A 21700-nucleotide genomic window follows, 5' to 3' on the forward strand; every position below is an offset into this window, starting at 1 on the left:
CGTGCATATTGTAGGCAGAGAATGTTTTCGTATGGAACGGGAGGGTTTGCTATCCAAAAGAAGTCAAAAATGCAGGTTAAGTCCACGAAAAAGAAACGTTCAGTTCATGATGCGAACCGGTTATTCCTGAGACAGATGAATGTGGTTCTGAACAGGAAACTCAAATCCATGCGTAAACATATGGAAGTACAGCAATTGGAACTGAATCAGCAATGGCTGAACATGATGCAGGTGGGAAGCATACCTACCCGAGAAGTGCCAAAAGTGATCTATAAGGAGTTAAATGTGCTTCTTATTACTCCTTGTAATGATCGAGAAATGTCATCACATTGCGTCCTGATTGAACAGAGTCTGAAACATCTCGTGAGAAATGTGAATGAGATTAAATATATCGAATCCGTGTCAGCCTGTTTGTCTTCCTATGAAGTTGACCTGATTATGGTCATCGGAAGCGAAGAAAACTTGCCGGATGAGAATATCACAGCATTAAGGACATCAACCGTGAAAAAGGCCATCTGGTTGTCTGTCGATCAACATGGGAATCAAAGCGAAACTATTCTACCGATTTTTGATCACGTGTTTACACAACATTCAACCCAAATAAGCGATGATCAGCATCATATGGGAAGCACTGTTAGTCATGAACTGTTAATGCCGCCTGATCCGCATCTATTCTGTCCGCAAGCTGTTCCCCCGGAGTACGAATCGGATGTTTATATCATCGGGGATGCAGAACCGGATGGCATCGTCAGCGCTATTATCAAATTGGGTCTTTTGGATAACAAAAAGGTTCGGGTAGATGGAAAGGGTTGGGCCCAGCTTGGAGATTTCTATCCCGTTCGCAAACATGAAGCTCGTCAGATGTTATATAACGGAAGCAAACTGGTAATTCATAGTGGCGAATCAATCAAAAACGTGATGGAAATTGCCGCATGTGGGACGTTTCAACTCATAGGACCATCTGTGAATCAGAGCAACGGGATTGACCTTAGTAACTTTCAACAATACAACTCTTGTGAAGAACTCACTCAGAAGTTTGAACATTACTGGCAGAGTGTTGATGCAAGGAGACTGGCCGCTAGCCATGCTCTGGCATACATGAAATATAATCAATCCCATCTACAAAAAACATTGCGACTGCTGGATATCATTTTCATATAAATCATCCCAAAAATCACAGGAGCGTAGGCTGCATCAAGTTGCTGCATTGGAGGAGTTTTGATTGAAGGTAATTGCTCTGCATCTGCCCCAATTTCACCGGATTGAGGAGAACGACCGATGGTGGGGGGACGGTTTTACCGAATGGACCAATGTAAGAAAAGCCACGCCTTTATATTCGGGTCATCATCAGCCTAAGCAGCCGTTTCAGGGGAAATATTATGATCTTTCCGATCCAGATGTACGAAAATGGCAAGCGGAAACGGCTAAACAGCATGGCATTTATGGATTTTGTTATTATCATTATTGGTTCAAAGGCAAGCGTTTGCTGGAAAAACCGGTGAATGAAATTTTGGATAGTGGGGAGCCTGATTTTCCTTTTTGCTTGTCCTGGGCCAATGAGACATGGACGAGAAAATGGGATGGTCAAGAATCCGATATTCTCATGGCCCAGAACTATGGGGATCGAGAGGATTGGGAAGAACATTTTAATTATCTGGTAAAAGTATTTAAGGACAAACGATATATTCGAGTGGAAGGTAAGCCATTATTTCTGATCTATCGACCAGCCAGTATTCCGCATTGTGAAGATATGATTCAGTTTTGGCGTGAATTGGCTTTGAAACATGGCCTGAAAGGGATTCATTTTGTGCAGACCATTGGTGGATTCCCTACATTTAATGGTCAGATCTTTGATGCGAGTATGGAATTTGAACCGCATTATACGTTTGCACATGGACATATGAATGGAATCTGGATCGAAATGAACATCAAGGGACAGCAACATATTGCTGTGAATTACGACAAGGTATGGTCCTCCATTCTCGAACGAACACCACACCGTAACGGAGAAATTGTTTATCCTGGTGCTTTTGTCAATTGGGATAATACACCGCGAAGAGGTGTTGACGGACAGAGTACGCTCGGGGCCACCCCAGAGAAGTTTGGGCTGTATCTATCCAGACAGATGGAACGAGCGAGGACGCTGTACAAAAGTGAATATCTTTTTGTTAATGCCTGGAATGAGTGGGCGGAAGGGGCATATCTTGAACCGGATCAAAACTATGGTTACGCTTATTTGAGAGAAATCAAGAAAGTAACTCAGCACGAACTATCGACCAGAAACAAATCTGTAGGAGGGAGTTCCGAATGAGGGAACTCTCTCTGATTTGAGCTTATTTACAGACTAGGTTTCGTTGTCAGTACCGTTTTTTGTTTGCGGTATTCCGTTGGCGTTAGCCCTGTATGCTTTTTGAACTGTCTGGAGAAATAGTACAAATCACTAAAACCGAGATGCTCGGCGATGGCAGTTATTGTGTTCGGGGTGCAGGTCAGCAGTTCCTTGGCCTTATCGATTTTTTTTCCAGTAATATAGAGGATCGGAGGAACTCCGATCTGCTGCTTGAAGAATCGAATGAAATAATTTGGATGCATGTAGGCGATCTGAGCCAGATCCTGAACCGAAATATTCTCTTCGATGTTGGAATCAATATAAGCCAGAATGGTGGACAGTTTCTCCATGACAGGCACGTTAATAAAAGAGATCTGATCCAGATCCAGATTCATTATATAGTGGGACAGTAGTTCGGTTAGTTTGCTCTTGGCCATCATATGGCCATAGACTTCATCGGATTTTGCATATGTAAGGATACTGCTGAAGATTGCTTGAATCAACTCAGGTTGATCTATCGTACAGATGTGTGGGAATTTCAGAATTTGGAACAAATTGATTCCCCCCACCTTTGCGCTAAAGTGACACCAATATTTGAGAAAAGGACGGTCATTAATGGCAGAGTAAGACTGTTTGATCCCCTCTGGCATTAAAATAAGCTGATTAGGCGCAGGATAATACTCCTCCTCCCCAATCTTGAGCCAACCTTCACCTTCGCATATGAAATAAAACTTGCTGTAATCGGGCGTGTAATCCAGATCCCGCCAATCCGTATCACACCGATTGTAATTGACCATGAATAATTCGACTTGGAGATTGGACAGGTAGTTCGTAAGCAAAGTTTGGTGATTCATACTTTTCATCTCCATACAAGGTTATTATTGTCCATCTAAAAGTTAGTGTTCTGCATGTCTATCTTTCGGCCGTAGCACTACAATACAACTACAGACAATAATAGAAGGGATGAGAACATCTCATGGACAAAAACGAATATTTGCAACAGATTGAAGCAACGATTGAGAGCGGTAAATTCAAGGACAACTGGAGTTCGCTTAGCGCCTTCCAAGTTCCTGAATGGTACCCAAAAGCGAAATTCGGCATATTCATTCACTGGGGGCTATATTCTGTACCGGCCTATGATAGCGAATGGTATTCGCGAAATATGTACATACAAGGCACCAAAGCTTATGAACATCACCTTGAGGTGTATGGACCTCATAAGGACTTTGGATATAAAGACTTCATTCCGATGTTTCGTGCAGAGAAGTTTGATGCAGACGAATGGGCAACGTTATTCAAACAGGCTGGAGCCAGATATGTTATGCCTGTGGCTGAGCACCATGATGGTTTTCAGATGTACAAAAGCTCTTTCTCTCACTATAACACATATGAAATGGGCCCCAAACGGGATCTTCTGGGTGAGATGAAGGTTGCCTACGAGAAGCAGGGGCTGACATTATGCGTGTCGTCTCACCGCGCCGAGCACTGGTTCTTCATGTCTCACGGGAAGGAGTTTGATTCAGATATTAAGGAACCCCTGGAGCGTGGGGATTTCTATTGGCCTGCCATGCCTGAACCCAAGGATCACTTCGACTTGTATGACTCACCTCCAACCGAGGAGTATCTGGAGGACTGGTTGATTCGCTGCTGTGAACTGGTGGATCAATATCAGCCAAAGGTCTTTTATTTTGATTGGTGGATTCAAACGGTTGCATTCAAGCCCTATCTTAAAAAATTTGCTGCTTATTATTATAACAAAGGCGAAGAATGGGGCGTGCCTGTAGCTATCAATTATAAACATGAGGCCTACATGTTTGGTAGTGCCGTTCCGGATGTGGAGCGGGGACAGTTCGCTGAGCTTAAGCCCTATTTTTGGCAAACGGATACAGCTGTCGCTAAAAACTCATGGTGTTATACGGAAAATAATAACTATAAAACGGCTGAGGAGATCATTCGGGATCTCGTCGATATTGTAAGCAAAAACGGAAATTTACTGCTGAACATTGGGCCCAAAGCAGACGGCAGCATACCGGAAGAAGATCGTGAGATTTTGCTGAGCATTGGCAAGTGGCTGGAAGTGAATGGGGAAGCGATTTATGACACGTCATTCTGGCGTACGTTTGGCGAGGGTCCGACAGAGGTGAAGGAAGGGCAATTCACGGATGGGGATACGAAGATATTCACGAGTGAAGATATACGGTTTACGTTAAAAGAAAGCAGCCTGTATGCCACGGTTCTTGCCTATCCAGATAACGGGGTGGTGCAGATTAAATCCCTGAAGGAGAATTCTCATCATTTTCAAGGGGTCATTCAAGATATTCAGGTACTTGGCTATGAAGAACAACCGAAATGGGAGAGAACAGCGGACGCACTGATGATCACAACGACAACTGTGAAAAGTAATGCGCCTATTGTTTTCAAAATTAAATTGGACTAATCAACAAAGATAAATTAAATACTGTAAAATAAAAAAAGGCGCATCCAGGAGTATTGTACTCATCGGATAGCGCTCTTTTGGTTGGGCTATACACAGGGCTGAATTCCATGCAAAATCCTCTCCATGTTAATGGGGGGTCCTCCAAGCTGAAAACTGTAATTCGGAAATTTACTTATATAATAATCACGAAATTCTTTCTTGCTAATATACTGATATCATCAAACCAGTGATGTTCGCCTGTAATGGAATGATTGAGACTCACTAAGGAGGATCTGCAAAAAAGATGAAACCAAAGAAACGCATCAGATATGGTTGGAGCGGATTTAAGAAAAAAAAAACTGAGGACTGTGACCATCCCCAAGAGCAGCACAAAGAACACCACCACGAGCACCATCATAACCACCACAATCATCACCACAATACCCACCATCAAAAGTGTTTTGACAAAGAAGCCGAATTGCTTCTCAGATTAATTGGTGAGTTGAAGGGAGCAATTGTACAGGTTTTTGCGAATCCCTCGCCTCACAATGTTTCACTGCTGATTGAGGTACTGCGTAAATTACTGGCTCTGGTTCATCATTCGGATTTGAAAAAGGGAACCAAGGCAGATCTCGAAGCGATCTTGGAGCTTACCATTGTATCTGCAGAGGCCGTTCCATTTTCTCCGATCAGTGTGGGAACCAATTTGCAGCAATTGCTGGATGTGCTCCTATCTGTCATTTTACAGGGGAATATCGATTCGGCTGAGAAAGATCAACTGGTCATTTTGATCCGTGCGACCGAATTGGCTATCACAACAGGGCTTAGAAACATAGGGAGTCAAGGTCCGGCAGGACCTGCAGGACCAGCGGGTCCTCAGGGCGTACCTGGTCCACAAGGCCCGGCTGGCGTTGCTGGTTCTCAGGGTGGTGTAGGTCCAGCTGGTACACCGGGAGCTGCTGGTGCCCAGGGACCAGCAGGTGCGACAGGTGTTACCGGCGCAACGGGTGCGGCAGGCCCAGCAGGTGGCGCAACAGGAGCGACAGGTGCAACCGGGAGTACAGGAGCCGTTGGGGCAACGGGCGATCCGGGTGTAACTGGAGCCACCGGGGGAACTGGAGCTACAGGAGTAGCAGGAGTACCTGGCGTGACTGGTGGTACGGGAGCTACAGGGGCCGGAGCCACGGGTGTGACAGGAACGACAGGTCTCACGGGTGTGACAGGAACGACAGGTCTCACGGGTGTGACAGGAACGACAGGTCTCACAGGTGCGACAGGAACGACAGGTCTCACGGGTGTGACAGGGGCTACAGGTCTCACGGGTGTTACTGGGGTTACAGGTCTCACGGGTGTTACTGGGGTTACAGGAGCTACGGGTTCTGGAGCCATCATACCGTTTGCTTCTGGCGGACCTGCCATATTAACAACGGTTCTTGGTGGACTGGTCGGAACGACAAGCCTTATCGGTTTCGGCAGCTCGGCAACAGGAGTCAGCATTTTGGGTGGCACAATTGATTTAACGGGAACGATTGTCGGACCACTCATTAACTTTGCGTTCTCTGTCCCACGGGATGGCGTTATAACTTCGATTGCTGCTTATTTCAGTACCACAGCAGCCTTGGCCTTGGTTGGTTCAACGGTGACCATCACTGCGCAATTATTCAGTTCACCTACTCCTGATAATGCATTTACTGCGGTTCCGGGGGCGGTCGTTACACTGGCACCTCCACTCACTGGTATTATTGCTTTGGGTAGCATCTCCAATGGCATAACAACCGGATTGACTATACCTGTGACTGCACAGACACGTCTGCTGCTGGTGTTCTCGGCAACGGCAGCTGGACTTACTCTTGTGAATACCGTTGTTGGTTATGCAAGTGGCGGCGTGAACATTACATGATGAGATATAAATTTTGAGATGAACGACATGAGAGTTCTCATGTCGTTCTTTTTCTTGATTTGAAATTTTGATTATGAGGTCTTGGTTGTATAGAACTACTACAAACTATTATTCATCAAAAAAAATGCATGAATACGAAAAATAAGCTGAAATACGTAAGCGACATGAGACACATAAAAGCATTAAATAGACTTATTTTCTATAATTTTCAATAAAGTACTTGTATATATCGAATAATGATTTTATACTATACCAATAAAATCCAATTAAATTCCTAATCGACTATTATATGTAATTAAAATGTTTAACTACTCACTCGAATCACGATCGAAAGTCATATCCACCACTCCTTAGCAAGCGTTCTGCTAACGCTCCAGATTACCCTTCCACATGAATGCTTACAGACATTCACTTCATTGGATTATTCAAACACCCAAACTATTCACTCACATGGTTTAATCCGATTCATTCAATCTCCTAAACTTCCAAGTAAAAAATCATAGACTGATCTGTTATCTCTTCTGACTCATATTGTTCCCTAACCAGACCTGTAAAGGAGGTGAGGCTTTATGTGAAATCCAGGGTATCTATTTCGTACGCAATAAAGGTTATTTTACCGTTTCATTCTGCAGAGAAGGGCATATGTACCAGACTAAATTAAAAAACCGGGTAAAAGGAGTGGAAAAGTTTGATAAAGATTAATCGGTTACGCAAGCCCATCTCCATGGGGCTCTCGCTTCTCCTTGCATTTTCGATCATTCATCCGGTTTCAGCTGAAAACTCCACATCATCCAAATTGGATATGAAATCTGGACTTGCCAAAGTTACGGAATCCAAAGTAAACGCCAAGTTGACCAAAGAATTTGATGGTAGTGAATATGTGACCTATCTGGTGAAAATGAAGGAACAGGTGGATACAGCAGCAGTCTCCAAACAGGCCCTTGAAAAGGCGACCATCGCCAAACAAACGGCTTCAGCCACAAAGCTGTCCGTTCGTAATTCGGTCGTCAGCTCTCTGCGGGAAACGGCCTCGCGTACACAATATCCATTGGAAACTTATCTGGAAAAGGAAGTTGACCTGGGTAAGGTCAAAGAATATAAAAGCTATTTTATCGTCAATTCACTGGCAGTAACGAGTACCAAAGAAGTCATGGAACAGATTGCGCTGCTGCCTGAGGTGGAGAAGATTCTACCGAATGAGACGAGATACTTACAGAAAGCCGAAGTGAGTAAAGAACCGGCGAATGCGGCACCAGGCAAAGATGCTGTCCAAACGCCAGCTAAAGACTCTTCAGTCGGTGTCAAAGACAAAGAGCCTGCTGCAAAGGACAAGCTTGCGACAGAGAACGTGGAATGGAACTTGGATTACATCAATGCGCCAGCCGTGTGGGATCGGGGCATCGATGGAACAGGGATTGTTGTTGCCAATCTGGACAGCGGTGTGGATTATACTCACCCTGCGCTTCGCAGCAAATGGCGGGGATTGGATGCCTCGGGCAATATCGTTGATCCCGAACTGAGCTGGTATGATCCGCACAGTAATGCTTCCCTCCCTGCGGACGAAGACGGACATGGTACGCACACGATGGGTACGATGGTTGGCTCCGAAGCAGATGGTACCAACCAGATCGGGGTTGCTCCCGGTGCAAAATGGATTGGTGTGCGGATATTCAATCCGGAAACAACAGATGCCATTATTCTGGATGGCGGACAATGGTTGATCGCTCCGGTGGATGCGGAAGGTAATCTGCATCCTGAACTTGCACCGGATGTTGTTAACAACTCGTGGGGCGGAGGCGCAGGATTGGATGAATGGTTCCGTCCTATGGTCCAAGCTTGGCGTGATGCTCAGATTTTCCCGGAATTCTCCGCAGGAAATGTGAGACTGGGTAACCCGGGCGGACCTGGTTCTGTTGCTAACCCAGCCAACTATCCTGAAAGTTTTGCTACAGGAGCAACCGATATCAACGGAAATCTGGCTTCGTTCTCCCTGCTGGGCCCATCCCCGTATGGTGAGATCAAACCGGAAGTATCTGCACCTGGTGTGAATATCCGTTCATCAGTTCCGGGCGGAGTATATGAGGGAGGCTGGAACGGAACATCCATGGCAGGCCCGCATACAACTGCACTTGCTGCACTGCTGCTTCAGGCCAATCATTCCCTTACGGTGGATCAGCTGGAGCAGATCATTACAGATACAGCCACGCCGAGAACGGATAGTCAGTATCCGACCTCTCCTAATAACGGCTACGGTCACGGCATTATTAATGCCCTTGATGCTGTGGGTTCTGTACTCGAAGGAATTGGCACAGTATCCGGCAGAGTGGTTACAGCCGGAGATGATCTGGAAGAGCCAGTACTGGCACATACCCCTGTCAATTCAGCCTTTACAGGCATTGATATACCATTAACCGCTCATGTGACAGATAACATCGCGGTAGTCTCCGTCGAGGCTTTTGCCAAAACGACAGGTACCAACCAGTACGTCTATCTGCCGATGAACCGGATTTCTGGAGATAACAAAGATGGGACGTATACAGCGACAATCCCTGCTTTTCTTATTGAACCGCAAGGTGTGGAGTATTATATCCGCGTGAATGATTACGGCAACAACGGATTCGAAAGTCAGGTATATAAAGTGGCTGTGTCCAATGGTGTGAAGCCAGGATACCTTCAGGATTTTGAAGAAGATCAGCTGGGCTTCACGACTGGCGGAACCGGAAGTACCTGGGTATGGGGAGCACCAAGCAGTGGTCCTGGAAGTGCATACTCCGGTGACAAGGTGATTGCAACCAATCTGCAAGGAACTTATGTGGCGAATAGCAATGCATATCTGCTTGCGCCGCCTATTGATCTAACCGAGAGTCCAGAAGGGGCGTTATTATCCTTCAAGCACTGGTATGACTTGGAGAATAACATCGACTTCGGCAAGGTATACATCGCTTCCGAGGATAGCGATTATGTGTTTGAAGAGCTGTTAACCTTCACGGGTACAGGTGGCAATTGGAAGACACAATATGTGGATCTTCGCGAATACGCGGGACAGCAGGTGTTCATCAAGTTCAATCTGACGAGCGATAATTCATTGCAAAAGGCTGGCTGGTACATTGATGATTTCGCTGTAGAAGAACTGGATGAGATTGCTCCGGGCGCTCCTGCCGGATTGTCTGCGACAGCCGATATTCTTGGTAATGTAGCCTTGAGCTGGACGGGTCCGAGCGATGAGGATCTCGAATCCTATATCGTATATCGCTCCACAACCGCAGGTGCAGGTTATGAATCCATTGGAACTGCAACAGGAACAACGTTTACAGATACGGCTACGGTGACAGATTCGACGTATTATTATACCGTTGCCGCACTTGATTATAGTGGCAATGAAAGCGACAAATCGAATGAGGTCTCCATTACCGTAGAGGTGCCTCAGGATATCTACATCGATCATTTCGATGGCAGTGATGATAACGGCTGGACTCATTCAGGAACCAAAGATGAGTGGGAACGCGGTATTCCGGTAACGGGACCTGCCAGCGCGGTTTCTCCACCGAATGTCTGGGCGACTGATCTCGACAATACGTACGAGAGTGGCTCCAACTATTCACTCGTATCTCCGGTCATTGATTTGACGGATGTGTCCGAAGGAACACTCACGTTTAATCATTGGTACGAGATTGAGAGTGGATACGACTACGGGTATGTGGAAGTCACCAAGGATGGTGGAACCACATGGTCAGAACTGGGCAAATTCTCACATAGTACAAACGGTAAACAATGGACACCCGTATTTTATGATCTGGATGCACTTACCGGTAATGAAGTTCAATTCCGATTCCGCCTGACCTCAGATAACAGTGTTGTGAAGACAGGCTGGTTCATTGATGATTTCCGTGTACTGGGAGTTGCTGCGGAGACGGTAACGGAGGACAGTGCGGTTGTGCTTAACAATGACAAACCGAAACCGTCCTATGATAATCCATGGTACAAAATTTCGCGGACAGACAAAGCGGAATTTAACAAAACGAAACAGCCACAACCGGAAGTTGAAAAACCAGAAACAGGTTCGGTTAATCCACAAAGCCTGCCTGCAAGTGCAACGGTTACCGTACTGGAAACCGGACGTTCGGTGAAGACAGATCCAGCTACAGGCAAGTATAACTTCACACACGTAGCAGGTGATTACACGTTAAAAGCTGAAGCATATGGCTATTATCCTCAAACTCAACAGGTGACGATTACAGATGGCAATGGAGCCAAAGCCAACTTTAATCTGGAGGCAATCCCGCATGGACAGATTGAAGGTGTAGTAACGGATGAGCGGACAGGACAACCACTGGCTGACGCTTCCGTTCTCGTGGTGGAAGATGCCAATGTAGGTGAAGTTCGCACAGGTTCAGATGGCAGCTTCGATATTCAGGTATTGGAAGGAAGTTATACCCTGTCCATCCGGGCTGCTGATTATTACAGTAAAACCGTTACTGTGACTGTACCTGGTAATGGGACAGCAGAGGCAAATGTTGCCTTGAAGCCGTTCATCGGTTTCCCTGGAGAAATTGCTTATGATGATGGAACAGCAGAGAACGCACGAGCTTTTAATGCTGCGGATAACGCTTGGGCAGTTCGAATGACACCAGAGCTGGAGACCGCTCAACTGACAGGTGCATCGTTCCGATTCTGGAACACCGAATGGCCTGTACCTGGAGGCACAGCGTTCCAATATGCCGTATATGATGCTTCGGGTGCGGGCGGAGCTCCGGGACGACAACTGGCTGGACCATTTGACGGTACTGCACTTCGTAACGATCAATGGACAACTGTTGAATTCCCGGAACCGGTCATTGTAACGGGTGATTTCTATATCGTGTATGTACAGAGTTTAGCTGGAACTAGCGCTCCAGGACTCGCTACCGATGAGGATGGTCCAAATGCAGGTCGAAGCTGGCAGCGAGTAGGTGGAGCGTGGAGTACTTCACCTGATGAAGAAGGTAACTACATGATTCGTGCAGTTGTGAGATATCCGGTAAATGCGCCTGTGCTCACAGCACCTGCGAACACGTATACGAATCAATCAACCTTCACCGTGTCGGGAACGTCTCCGGCATCCGGCGCTCAGATCAAGTTTTACAACGGCAAAGATCTCGCTGGCACTACAACGGTGGCAAATGGGAAGTTCTCATACGGTGTGAAACTCCGTTCTGGCATTAATGCGATTACTGCCGAGGCAGTGGTGGACGGGAAAACGACCGACCGCTCACTCCCCGTCGTCATTATTCTGGATCAGACCAAACCGCAGTTGACCATTGTTACGCCAACTCAAGGAGATCGCATCAATGCGGAAGTTGTTCACGTAACGGGTAATGTCGTGGAACAATTCCTCGATAAGTTGACTGTTAACGGACAAACCGTACAAGTGGGCAAAGACAGAAGCTTCAGTCATCGCGTATTGGTTAACGAAGGCGAGAACACGATTACCATTACAGCAACCGATCTCGCTGGCAACAAAACAACGGTAACCCGCACCGTATACGTGGAAACGGCGTTGCCAGAACTTACGAATATTACGCCAGCTGAAGATGTTCGAATCACATCAGGAGAAAGTGTCACCGTATCTTTTGACAGTAAACCTGGTCTGCAAGCATCTTTCCGGATTCAGTTACCGCTGAATCTGAATGCCCAGGGGGCAGGAGAGGTTCCATTGGTGGAGACTGAACCTGGTCGTTACACGGGGACGTACACAACACCTTCATCCCTTGTTCTGGAGGGTGGAGTCATTGTGATTCGTGCTCAGGATGCAGCAGGCAACAAAGTAGAGTCGGAAGCAGCTGGACGATTGTTCGTCAGCGCAGCACAAGAACAATCCGTTCCAGAACCAGATTCGAGCCCTGAAGAGACTGAAACGGAAGTGGGTGCACCGTCCGCTGAGGGTCTGCAACCTTAATTATGCAAAGTATGATATGGATGATTACTACGTTTTGACCATCTAAGCAAGAAGCCGATAAGCCGAGGTATCAGGGCTTGTCGGCTTTTTGTTGTATCTCGATTCACATCTGACGCCTAAGATTACTGAAGCATCCATTGGGGTACTCTTTCTTTTGCTCTCATATGACAGTAGGTGAGTTGTCTCCTTTCTTCACATTAATGATATAACATGATATATTAGGATGTAGAACATGAGAAGTATGGGTATTTATGGAGGTGCTTGTATTGGGGAAAGATTCGGCATCCAAGCCGATGTATGAACAGATCTTTGAATCCTTGCGTGAACGGATACAGCTTCATCAATATCAAGTGGGTGAGCGTGTTCCTTCGGAGAAGGAATTATGTGATGAATTCGGAGTTAGCCGGATTACCACTAAAAAAGCACTTGAGATGCTGGCGAGTGAACAATTAATTGTTCGTCAGCCGGGACGGGGTTCTTTTGTAGCTGACACAGCAGATATGTTACAAGAAAGACCTAACAGACCTGCTCCGCGTGCTGCGATCAAAGATCCAGAGAAGAAACTTCTCATTGGCCTGGTCATTACTAACTTCAGTGATATGTATGGTACAGAACTGTTATATGGCATGGAAGAAGCTTCGCGAGAGCATGATTGTTTTCTCGTACTTAGACGCTCCTTCGGGATTCCGGAGCAGGAGGAACAGAGCATTCAGGAACTGCTGGAACTGGGTGTGGATGGATTGATTATTTTCCCGGCACAGGGTGAATACTTCAGCGATGAGATTCTTAAACTGGTCGTTAACAAATTCCCGTTTGTCCTGATTGACCGGTACCTGAAAGGCATTCCGGCTTCATCAGTCAGTACGGATAATGTAGGCGCGGCGCGAGAAGGGACGAATTATCTGTTCAACCTCGGTCACCGACACATCGCTTTTCTGACGCAGCCTCCAGCGAACACTACACCGATCGAAGAACGAATTGAAGGCATTATTGAGGCTCACAATGATCAAGGAGTTCTGGTGAACAGGGAACTGTGGTTAGAATCTTTTCTTTCGACACTGCCAAGTGTGTTTGATCCTCAAGTCGAGGTCCGTGATGTCGAGACATTGGTGGAACATTTACAGAAATACCCCCAGATTACTGCACTCTTTGCTGCGGAGTATCATATTGCTTTACTTGCAGAACAGGCAGCGGATCGGCTTGGTCTGAGAATTCCAGAAGATATGTCCATCATTTGCTTTGACAGTCCAAATGCTGCCGAAGGAAGCCGTGTAACCCATATGAGACAAAGCCAGTTTGATATGGGAAAACAGGCATTCGAGATGGTGCTTCAAAGTATGCAGAACAACGAAATGGCAGTGAACAGAGTTGTTTTGCCTGCCCGATTGGTGAAGGGTAAGTCAACGAGTGTGGTGAAACAAAAGGGTTAATTATAACAACTTAATATTCATTGTGTACAATCAGGGGCTTCGTGTAAACGAGGCCTCTTTTTAGCGCGGATAAAATGGGGAGAATTGCTTTAAATGGTATATTATTTGGTGTCTTCAAATTAAAATAACATGCTAATATACAAATAAATATATTGACATAACATTATATTCGTTTTAGGATGATGAAAGCGGTTAATAAACAGGATTACATAAGGAGGACAACATGCTGACACCCAGAGATGATCAAGAAATTTCCCCCTCGATATACGACATGATTGATCAGGTTAATCAACGTATGCCGGACCATCCGGAACTTAATCAAATGTTCAAAAATTGTTTTACCAATACGATGGCGACCACAATTCAGCGCAAAGAAGATGGAACGACTTTTGTGATTACAGGAGATATCCCTGCCATGTGGTTACGTGATTCTGCCGCTCAGGTCAGACCTTATCTGGTTCTCGCTTCAGAGGATGAAGATATTGCTGACATGATCGCTGGACTGGTTGAACGTCAACTGAATTATATTCTCCTGGATCCTTATGCAAACGCTTTTAATGAGACGGAGAGTGGAAAAGGACATCAGGAAGACCTAACGCAGATGAATGATTGGATCTGGGAACGGAAGTATGAGATCGACTCTCTGGCTTATCCGATTCAGCTCAGTTATCTCTTGTGGAAGAATACGGGCAGAACAACTCAATTCAACGATACGTTCCGCAAAGCAGCCGAGATCATCATGCAGTTATGGCAAGTGGAACAGCATCATGAGACGAAATCACCCTACACGTTCCAACGTCTGGATGCTCCCGAAACCGATACGCTCACCCGAGAGGGACGAGGTACTGAAACAGTCTATACCGGCATGACCTGGTCGGGATTCCGTCCCAGCGACGATCGCTGTGAATATGGTTATCTGATTCCATCCAATATGTTCGCCGTTGTGGCGCTTCGATATCTACAGGAAATTGCTGAAGTGGTGTTCGAGGATGAAACGCTGGCAGCGACTGCTCAGCAGTTGGAGGAACAGATCAACAAAGGTATTCAGGATTATGGCACCGTTGAACATCCGGAATATGGAACCATATATGCGTACGAAACGGATGGGAAAGGCAATCACAATCTGATGGATGATGCCAATGTGCCGAGCCTGCTGTCTTTACCTTATCTCGGATATGTGGAGGAGAAAGACGAGGTGTATCAGAATACACGCCGTTTCATTCTTTCCTCGCACAACCCGTATTTTTATGAGGGAACAGCAGCAGCGGGAATCGGTAGTCCGCATACACCGGAAGGGTACATCTGGCATATCGCTTTATCGATGCAGGGGCTGACTACAGAGGATCGCAATGAAAAACTACGATTGCTTCAGCTCATCCATAAGACGGATGCGGATACCGGACTGACCCATGAAGGTTTTTCGGCCAACAATCCACATGAATATACACGTCCATGGTTTTCATGGTCCAACATGCTCTTTAGTGAACTGATTATGGATTATTGCGGATTCCGCTTACAGAAATAGATAGGGAAGCAAGAGATAACCTGCGAGTACATCATAACGTTCGGAGTTCGTTGAATTCCGACAAGAGGAGAGCGAACCATGAGAAAAATATCATTGAAAATGCCGGTAGCAGCAGTTATGACATCCTTGCTCATTCTTACTACAGCCTGTTCGGGCGGAAGCTCAAGCACAGGCACAACCAGTGACGGCAAGAAGGAAGTAACTGTATCGTTCCGTTCTTCAGGATCTGAAGATACACTTACGAAATTCTTCCAATCAGGTTTGGTGGATCAATTTGAGAAAGAAAACCCGGATATCAAAATCAACATTGCGCCTGTGTTGGCAAGTGAGGGTGATTACACGTCCAAAATGGTTTTGCAGATGAAATCCCCGGATACGGCACCGGATGTCATTGCCGAAGATACATCCATCATCAAATCTGATGCTGCTGCGGGATATCTGGAGCCGCTGGATACACAGGTTCAGGGATGGTCCGATTGGGAAGAACACATCATCGACAACCTGAAGGCAGGGGTTACTGGGGAAGATGGCAAGGTGTATGGCGTTCCGGCTACCTCGGATACACGCGGAATCTGGTACAACAAGGAACTATTTCAACAGGCGGGGCTGGAAGTTCCGTTCAAACCTGCAAGCTGGGCAGAAGTACTCGAAGCAGCACGTACCATCAAACAAAAGCTGCCGGGTGTTACTCCGCTTAATATGATCGTGGGTAAAGCAAACGGTGAAGGTGTCACCATGCAAACGCTGGAAATGCTGCTCTATGGTACGGCGGATACGCTGTATAACGACACTAGCAAGAAATGGGTAGTTAACAGCCCGGGCCTTCTGGATTCTTTCAAATTCATAGATCAAGTGTTTAACACGGATAAAACAGGTCCGACCATGCAGGTTGCCTTGAATGGACAAGCTGGCAGTATTGCATTCCAGCAACAGTTCCCGCAAGACAAACTGGCGATGGCTGTAGATGGTAGCTGGGCAGGTTCGACATGGGCCGAGAACGGTGCTGCTCCAATTGCCAACGTTGAAGAGAAAATAGGCTTTGCACCATTCCCAACACAAAATGGGGAAGAGCCTGGAGCAACTACGATGTCTGGAGGATGGGCTTGGTCTGTTCCTGCACAAGCGAAGAACAAGGAAGAGGCTTGGAAATTTATCGAGTTCCTGATGAATAAGGAAAATGCGACTGCTCGTGTAGTAGCGGAAGGCAGCCTCAGTCCGCGTAATGATTCCACGGAAGTTGAAGGTTATACGGATCGTCCATATACCAAAGAAGCACAGGAACTCTTGAATGTGGCCCACTTCCGTCCAGCGAACGATCAATATGCAGCGGTATCCGCACAATTGCAAAGCATTGTTGAGAGTATTGCCTCTGGCAAGCTGACGCCGGAAGAGGGAGTTACGCAATTGAAGGACAACGTATCCCGTTCCCTTGGCGCGGACAGCATCGAAGAGAAATAAGGATATCGATATATTCGGAGGGGGAGGCATAATCTCCCCTTTTTCCGGTTCGAATGGAGAGTGACTTATGAAAAGGAAAGCACCAGGTTCATTTCTGTTTCTCATGCCTTCCGTACTGTTATTACTTGTGTTTTTCATTGTTCCCATCATTCTGACGATCTGTTTTGCCTTTACGAATATGGCTCTGACCGGGGCGGCAGCCAAGAGTTTGGAGTTTGTCGGATTCCAGAATTTCATTAATATGTTCCATGATCCGGACTTCCGGATTAGTGTCTGGCGCACGTTGGTCTTTCTCATCTTCTCCGCAGTGATTGGTCAGGTATTGCTTGGATTCATTCTGGCCCTTCTAATGAAGGAGAAAAATGTGACGTTCCGCCGGGTTATCGGCATCATCGTCATTGCCGGTTGGGTGACACCCGAGATTGTCGTGGCATTCTGTATGGTCGCCTTTTTCAGTGACAATGGTTCATTGAATCAGATCCTCGGCTGGTTTGGAGCGAATCCAGTCTCCTGGCTGTTCAGTTTCCCTATGGTGAGTGTCATTATAGCAAATATCTGGCACGGCACAGCCTTTTCAATGATGGTCTATCAGTCGGCACTGGATGATATCCCGAAGGAAGTTGAAGAAGCTGCGATTATTGATAGTGCCACCGGGTTCCAGATTGTCAGACACATTACGATTCCAATGGTAAAAGGGTCCATCGTGACCAACATGATGTTGGTCACACTTCAGACTCTGGGTGTATTCACGCTGATCTATACGATGACCGGTGGTGGCCCGGGTACTTCGACACAAACCTTGCCGATCTTCATGTACAACCAGGCCTTTGTGAACTATCAATTTGGATACGGCACAGCCATATCTCTGGTTCTGTTGTTCATCGGTATTATCGCCAGCCTGTTCTACATGCGATCTATGAAAGTGAAAGTGTAACCATGAAGGAGGTTCGATCCCTATGGTCAAACATGGGCTTCAACGCAAAATCCAGTACGGGATTCTAGTTTTTCTAGGGCTCTGTTTTTTATTGCCGTTGCTCTGGATCATTCTGGCTTCATTTGACCCGAACGCGCAACAGGGCATCAAAATGCCCAGTACCTGGACCATTCAAAATTTCAAGGATGTACTCGGGGATTCGAGCAATCTTCGTTCATTCGGTGTGGGCCTGATTCTGTCGGGAGGGCAAGCGATATTGGTTGTTCTGGTATCGGTCCTTGCTGCTTATCCTTTATCCCGTTATGAAATGAGATTTAAAAAAAGCTTCCTGTTATCGATTTTGTTCATGACAGCTCTTCCGATTACTGCCGTGATGGTTCCGGTATTTCAAATGTTTCTGTTCTTCAAAATGCAAAATAGCATCATTGCCACGATGCTGTTCCTGACTGCATCCTCACTTCCTTACGGCATCTGGATGATGAAAAACTTCATGGATTCGGTGCCAATTGATTTGGAAGAATCGGCATGGATTGACGGAGCGTCCGTGTGGAGTAGTTTGAGACGAATCGTGGCGCCATTGATGTTGCCGGGTATTGCAACGATAGCGATATTTACTTTTTCGGGAAGTTGGGGTAACTTCTTCGTGCCATACATCCTGCTCCAGACACCGGAGAAACTTCCGGCATCGGTCACGATATATCAATTCTTCGGCAGCCACGGTATGGTTGAATACGGCAGATTGGCTGCATTTTCACTACTTTATACAATGCCTTCAGTTGTGCTATATATCTTCTCCCAGCGTTACATGTCCAAAGGCTTCAGCATGGGTGGGGCAACCAAAGGTTAATGACAGGAGGTACGCAATATGACAACCAAAAAGACGGCACATCTCATCTCGCATACCCATTGGGACCGCGAATGGTATATGCCTTATGAACACCATCACGTACTGCTCATTGAGCTGATGGATAAACTGTTGGATACGCTTGATCAGGACCCGGAATATCGTTATTTCCATCTGGATGGGCAGACGATTATTCGTGAAGATTATTTGCAGGTTCGGCCCGAACAACAGGAGAGGCTCGACCGTTATATTCGTGAAGGACGCATCCATTTTGGTCCATGGTATGTGTTACAGGATGAGTTTCTGACCAGCAGCGAGGCCAACTTGCGTAATTTGCTCATCGGTCATCGTGATGCTCGACCTTTGGGTGTGATATCCAAGACGGGATACTTCCCAGACTCGTTTGGAAATATGGGACAGGCACCGCAGATTCTGCAACAGGCGGACATTCATAACGCGATCTTTGGGCGCGGGGTAAAGCCTACGGGATTCAATAATGCGGTGGTTGATGCAGACAGTTACGAATCTCCCTATTCCGAGATGATCTGGCGTTCGCCGGATGGTTCGGAAGTGCTCGGCATTTTGTTCGCGAACTGGTACTGCAATGGGATGGAAGTCCCGGTTGATCCGGAGAAAGCCCAATCATACTGGGATAAAAATCTGGAGGATGCCGAGAAGTTTGCCTCGACCCCACATCTGTTGTTCATGAATGGTTGTGATCATCAGCCGATCCAGACGGATCTGCCCGAGGCTTTACTTACAGCTGCTGCGTTGTATCCTGATGTGGAGTTTATTCACTCCAATTTTGACGATTACATTGAGGCGGTTACGAAAGATGTCCCTGAGCATCTGGCGACCATCGAAGGCGAGCTTCGCAGTCAGCACACGGATGGTTGGGGAACACTGGTGAATACGGCATCCGCACGGGTTTATCTGAAACAGATGAATCAGCAGGGGCAGACGTTGCTTGAAAAAGTAGCCGAACCACTGGCAGCCATGGCCCATATAGCCGGGGTAAAAGATTATCCGCACCATCTGTTGCCGCATGCATGGAAGATGCTGATGCAGAACCATCCACATGATAGCATCTGTGGGTGCAGTGTCGATGAGGTTCACCGTGAGATGGTGACCCGCTTCGCCAAGAGCAGACAGCTTGCAGAGAAACTGGTTTCCCAGAGCGCGCAGGCGATTGCTGAGTCTATACATGTGCAATCTGCTGAGACTTGGGGAGAGGAAGCTGTGCCGTTCACTGTGTTCAACACGAGTGGGTGGAATCGAAATGGAATCATTGAGATGGATCTGATTGTGGACAAAGCATTTTTCCCAGAGGGTCCTAACCCTCAGGCACTTGCGCAAAAAGTGGAAAAAGATGCACTGCCAGTGTATCAGCTGGTCGATTCGGAAGGACAAGTGTATTCGGCAGAAATCAAGGATCTGGGTGCGCATTTCGGCTATGAACTTCCAAAGGATCGCTTCCGACAGCCTTATATGGCTCGTAAAGTAAGAGTGATTTTCCAGGCGGTGGATGTACCTTCGCTGGGATATAAGACATATGCTCTCATTCCAGTAGAGAAGCAAGCAGAGATTGCTGAAGTGCCCGATATGAGCGAACTCATCCAGGTTCAGGGAATGATGATGGAGAACGGTCATTTGCGGGTGACGGTTGAAGAGAATGGTACGGCAACGATTGAAGATAAGGTCTCAGGTACTGTATATAGGGGATTGAATTCATATGAGAATACTGGTGATATCGGCAATGAATATGTCTATCGCCAGCCTGACGGAGAAACAACGCTAACCACGGAGCATCTGAAGGCAGACCTGCGGATTGTGGAGCAGTCTCCGTATCGGGCAGTTATGGAAAGTGTATTACGCTGGGATATTCCTACTGGAGCAGATGAACTTTTCGAGCTGGAGAAGCGCCAAATGGTTCCTTTTACAGAACGGAAGGCACAGCGAGTCGAGAACACTGTTCCCTTGGTGATTACGACAACCTATACATTGGAAACAGGCAGTAATATGGTCAAGGTAAAATCAGACTTTAACAATCAGGCCAAGGATCATCGACTGCGTGCACTCTTTCCATCCGGACTGGTGACAGAGGAGCATTATGCAGATTCCATCTTTGAAATTGCCAAACGTTCCAATACACCGGCAAAGGAATGGGTGAATCCAAGTAATGCACAGCATCAGCAAGCATTTGTACATGTGACCGATGGTGATCATGGCTTGATGATTGCAAACAAAGGGCTGAATGAATACGAGATTTTACAGCATGAAGAGGGCAGTACGATTGCGGTTACGCTACTGCGCGCCTCTTCGGAACTGGGAGATTGGGGTGTGTTTGAAACACCGGAAGCCCAATGTCTGGGACCTCAGAGCGTGGAATATGCGATTATTCCATTTGCGGGCGATGCTGCCCAGTCAGGTGCATGTGCATCCGCATATGTGTATCCGATTCCGTGGACGACTGTACAGCTAGGGACACTTGCATATACATTTGAGCAAGAAGGTCATCCCACAGCTAATGGGCAGAAGGTGGAACTGCCTCTGTCGAAGCAATGGTTGGCGTGGAATTCGCAAGGTTCGACACTGGCATTCTCCACATTGAAGATCGCAGAGGAAACCGGAGATTTGATTGCTCGCTGGTATAATTTAAATTCCGAACCAGTTGAGCTGGACGTTCAGCCTGGAGTTGAATGTGCCTCCGTTTACGAGAGCGATGTGCTGGAACGGGTTAAGGACACGCTGGAGGGGCACAGCCAAACGGTATCCGGGTACAAGATTGTTACACAAGGGTATGCGTTACGGTGAGCTGATTTTTGCATATCATAACTATAGAAACCTCCTGTTCACGGTAGTGTGGACAGGAGGTTTTTGTCATGTGCTCCGTTATGTGAACCTACACCAAAGCGTTATGCTGTATAAA

12 protein-coding genes are annotated in these 21700 nt (G+C 46.7%); 11 read left to right on the forward strand and 1 reads right to left on the reverse strand.

Annotated elements, in window-relative coordinates:
* Positions 1-168: 168 nt before the first annotated feature.
* Together MHI12_RS13775 and MHI12_RS13780 are read left to right on the forward strand one after the other, a co-directional pair.
* Positions 169-1161, forward strand: coding sequence for a hypothetical protein (locus tag MHI12_RS13775; protein ID WP_405172688.1), 993 nt, complete (start codon positions 169-171; stop codon positions 1159-1161).
* Positions 1162-1222: 61 nt separating this feature from the next.
* Complete coding sequence (locus MHI12_RS13780) at positions 1223-2311, forward strand: glycoside hydrolase family 99-like domain-containing protein (RefSeq protein ID WP_405172689.1); 1089 nt, start codon at positions 1223-1225, stop codon at positions 2309-2311.
* A 26-nt stretch (positions 2312-2337) separates the two neighbouring features.
* Here MHI12_RS13780 and MHI12_RS13785 read toward each other — a convergent pair whose 3' ends face one another.
* A complete protein-coding gene (locus tag MHI12_RS13785) occupies positions 2338-3183 on the reverse strand; it encodes an AraC family transcriptional regulator (RefSeq protein WP_405172690.1) in 846 nt (281 codons plus the stop codon).
* Positions 3184-3305: 122 nt separating this feature from the next.
* On the opposite strand from MHI12_RS13785, the gene MHI12_RS13790 reads away from it, so the two are divergent.
* The 9 genes from MHI12_RS13790 to MHI12_RS13830 all read left to right on the forward strand — a co-directional run bounded on the left by MHI12_RS13790 (position 3306) and on the right by MHI12_RS13830 (position 21585).
* Complete coding sequence (locus MHI12_RS13790; RefSeq protein ID WP_405172691.1) at positions 3306-4766, forward strand: alpha-L-fucosidase; 1461 nt, start codon at positions 3306-3308, stop codon at positions 4764-4766.
* A 283-nt stretch (positions 4767-5049) separates the two neighbouring features.
* Positions 5050-6645: an exosporium glycoprotein BclB-related protein gene (locus MHI12_RS13795; RefSeq protein WP_405172692.1), complete on the forward strand. Its 1596-nt coding sequence runs from the start codon at positions 5050-5052 to the stop codon at positions 6643-6645.
* A gap of 688 nt (positions 6646-7333) precedes the next feature.
* Positions 7334-12580: a S8 family serine peptidase gene (locus MHI12_RS13800; protein WP_405172693.1), complete on the forward strand. Its 5247-nt coding sequence runs from the start codon at positions 7334-7336 to the stop codon at positions 12578-12580.
* Positions 12581-12837: 257 nt separating this feature from the next.
* Complete coding sequence (locus tag MHI12_RS13805; RefSeq protein WP_405172995.1) at positions 12838-14010, forward strand: GntR family transcriptional regulator; 1173 nt, start codon at positions 12838-12840, stop codon at positions 14008-14010.
* A gap of 223 nt (positions 14011-14233) precedes the next feature.
* Positions 14234-15535: a glycoside hydrolase family 125 protein gene (locus MHI12_RS13810; RefSeq protein WP_405172694.1), complete on the forward strand. Its 1302-nt coding sequence runs from the start codon at positions 14234-14236 to the stop codon at positions 15533-15535.
* Between the two features lie 78 nt (positions 15536-15613).
* Entirely contained in the window at positions 15614-16993 is a 1380-nt protein-coding gene (locus MHI12_RS13815) for an extracellular solute-binding protein (protein WP_036608296.1), read from the forward strand.
* Positions 16994-17060: 67 nt separating this feature from the next.
* Positions 17061-17927, forward strand: a complete 867-nt coding sequence (locus tag MHI12_RS13820; protein ID WP_036608294.1) for a carbohydrate ABC transporter permease — start codon at positions 17061-17063, stop codon at positions 17925-17927.
* A gap of 22 nt (positions 17928-17949) precedes the next feature.
* A complete protein-coding gene (locus MHI12_RS13825) occupies positions 17950-18774 on the forward strand; it encodes a carbohydrate ABC transporter permease (RefSeq protein ID WP_036608291.1) in 825 nt (274 codons plus the stop codon).
* A gap of 18 nt (positions 18775-18792) precedes the next feature.
* Complete coding sequence (locus tag MHI12_RS13830; protein WP_405172695.1) at positions 18793-21585, forward strand: alpha-mannosidase; 2793 nt, start codon at positions 18793-18795, stop codon at positions 21583-21585.
* The last annotated feature ends 115 nt before the right edge of the window (positions 21586-21700 follow it).

The organism is Paenibacillus sp. FSL H8-0280 (assembly GCF_045040665.1).
GTDB classification, from domain to species: Bacteria; Bacillota; Bacilli; order Paenibacillales; family Paenibacillaceae; genus Paenibacillus; species Paenibacillus xylanexedens_A.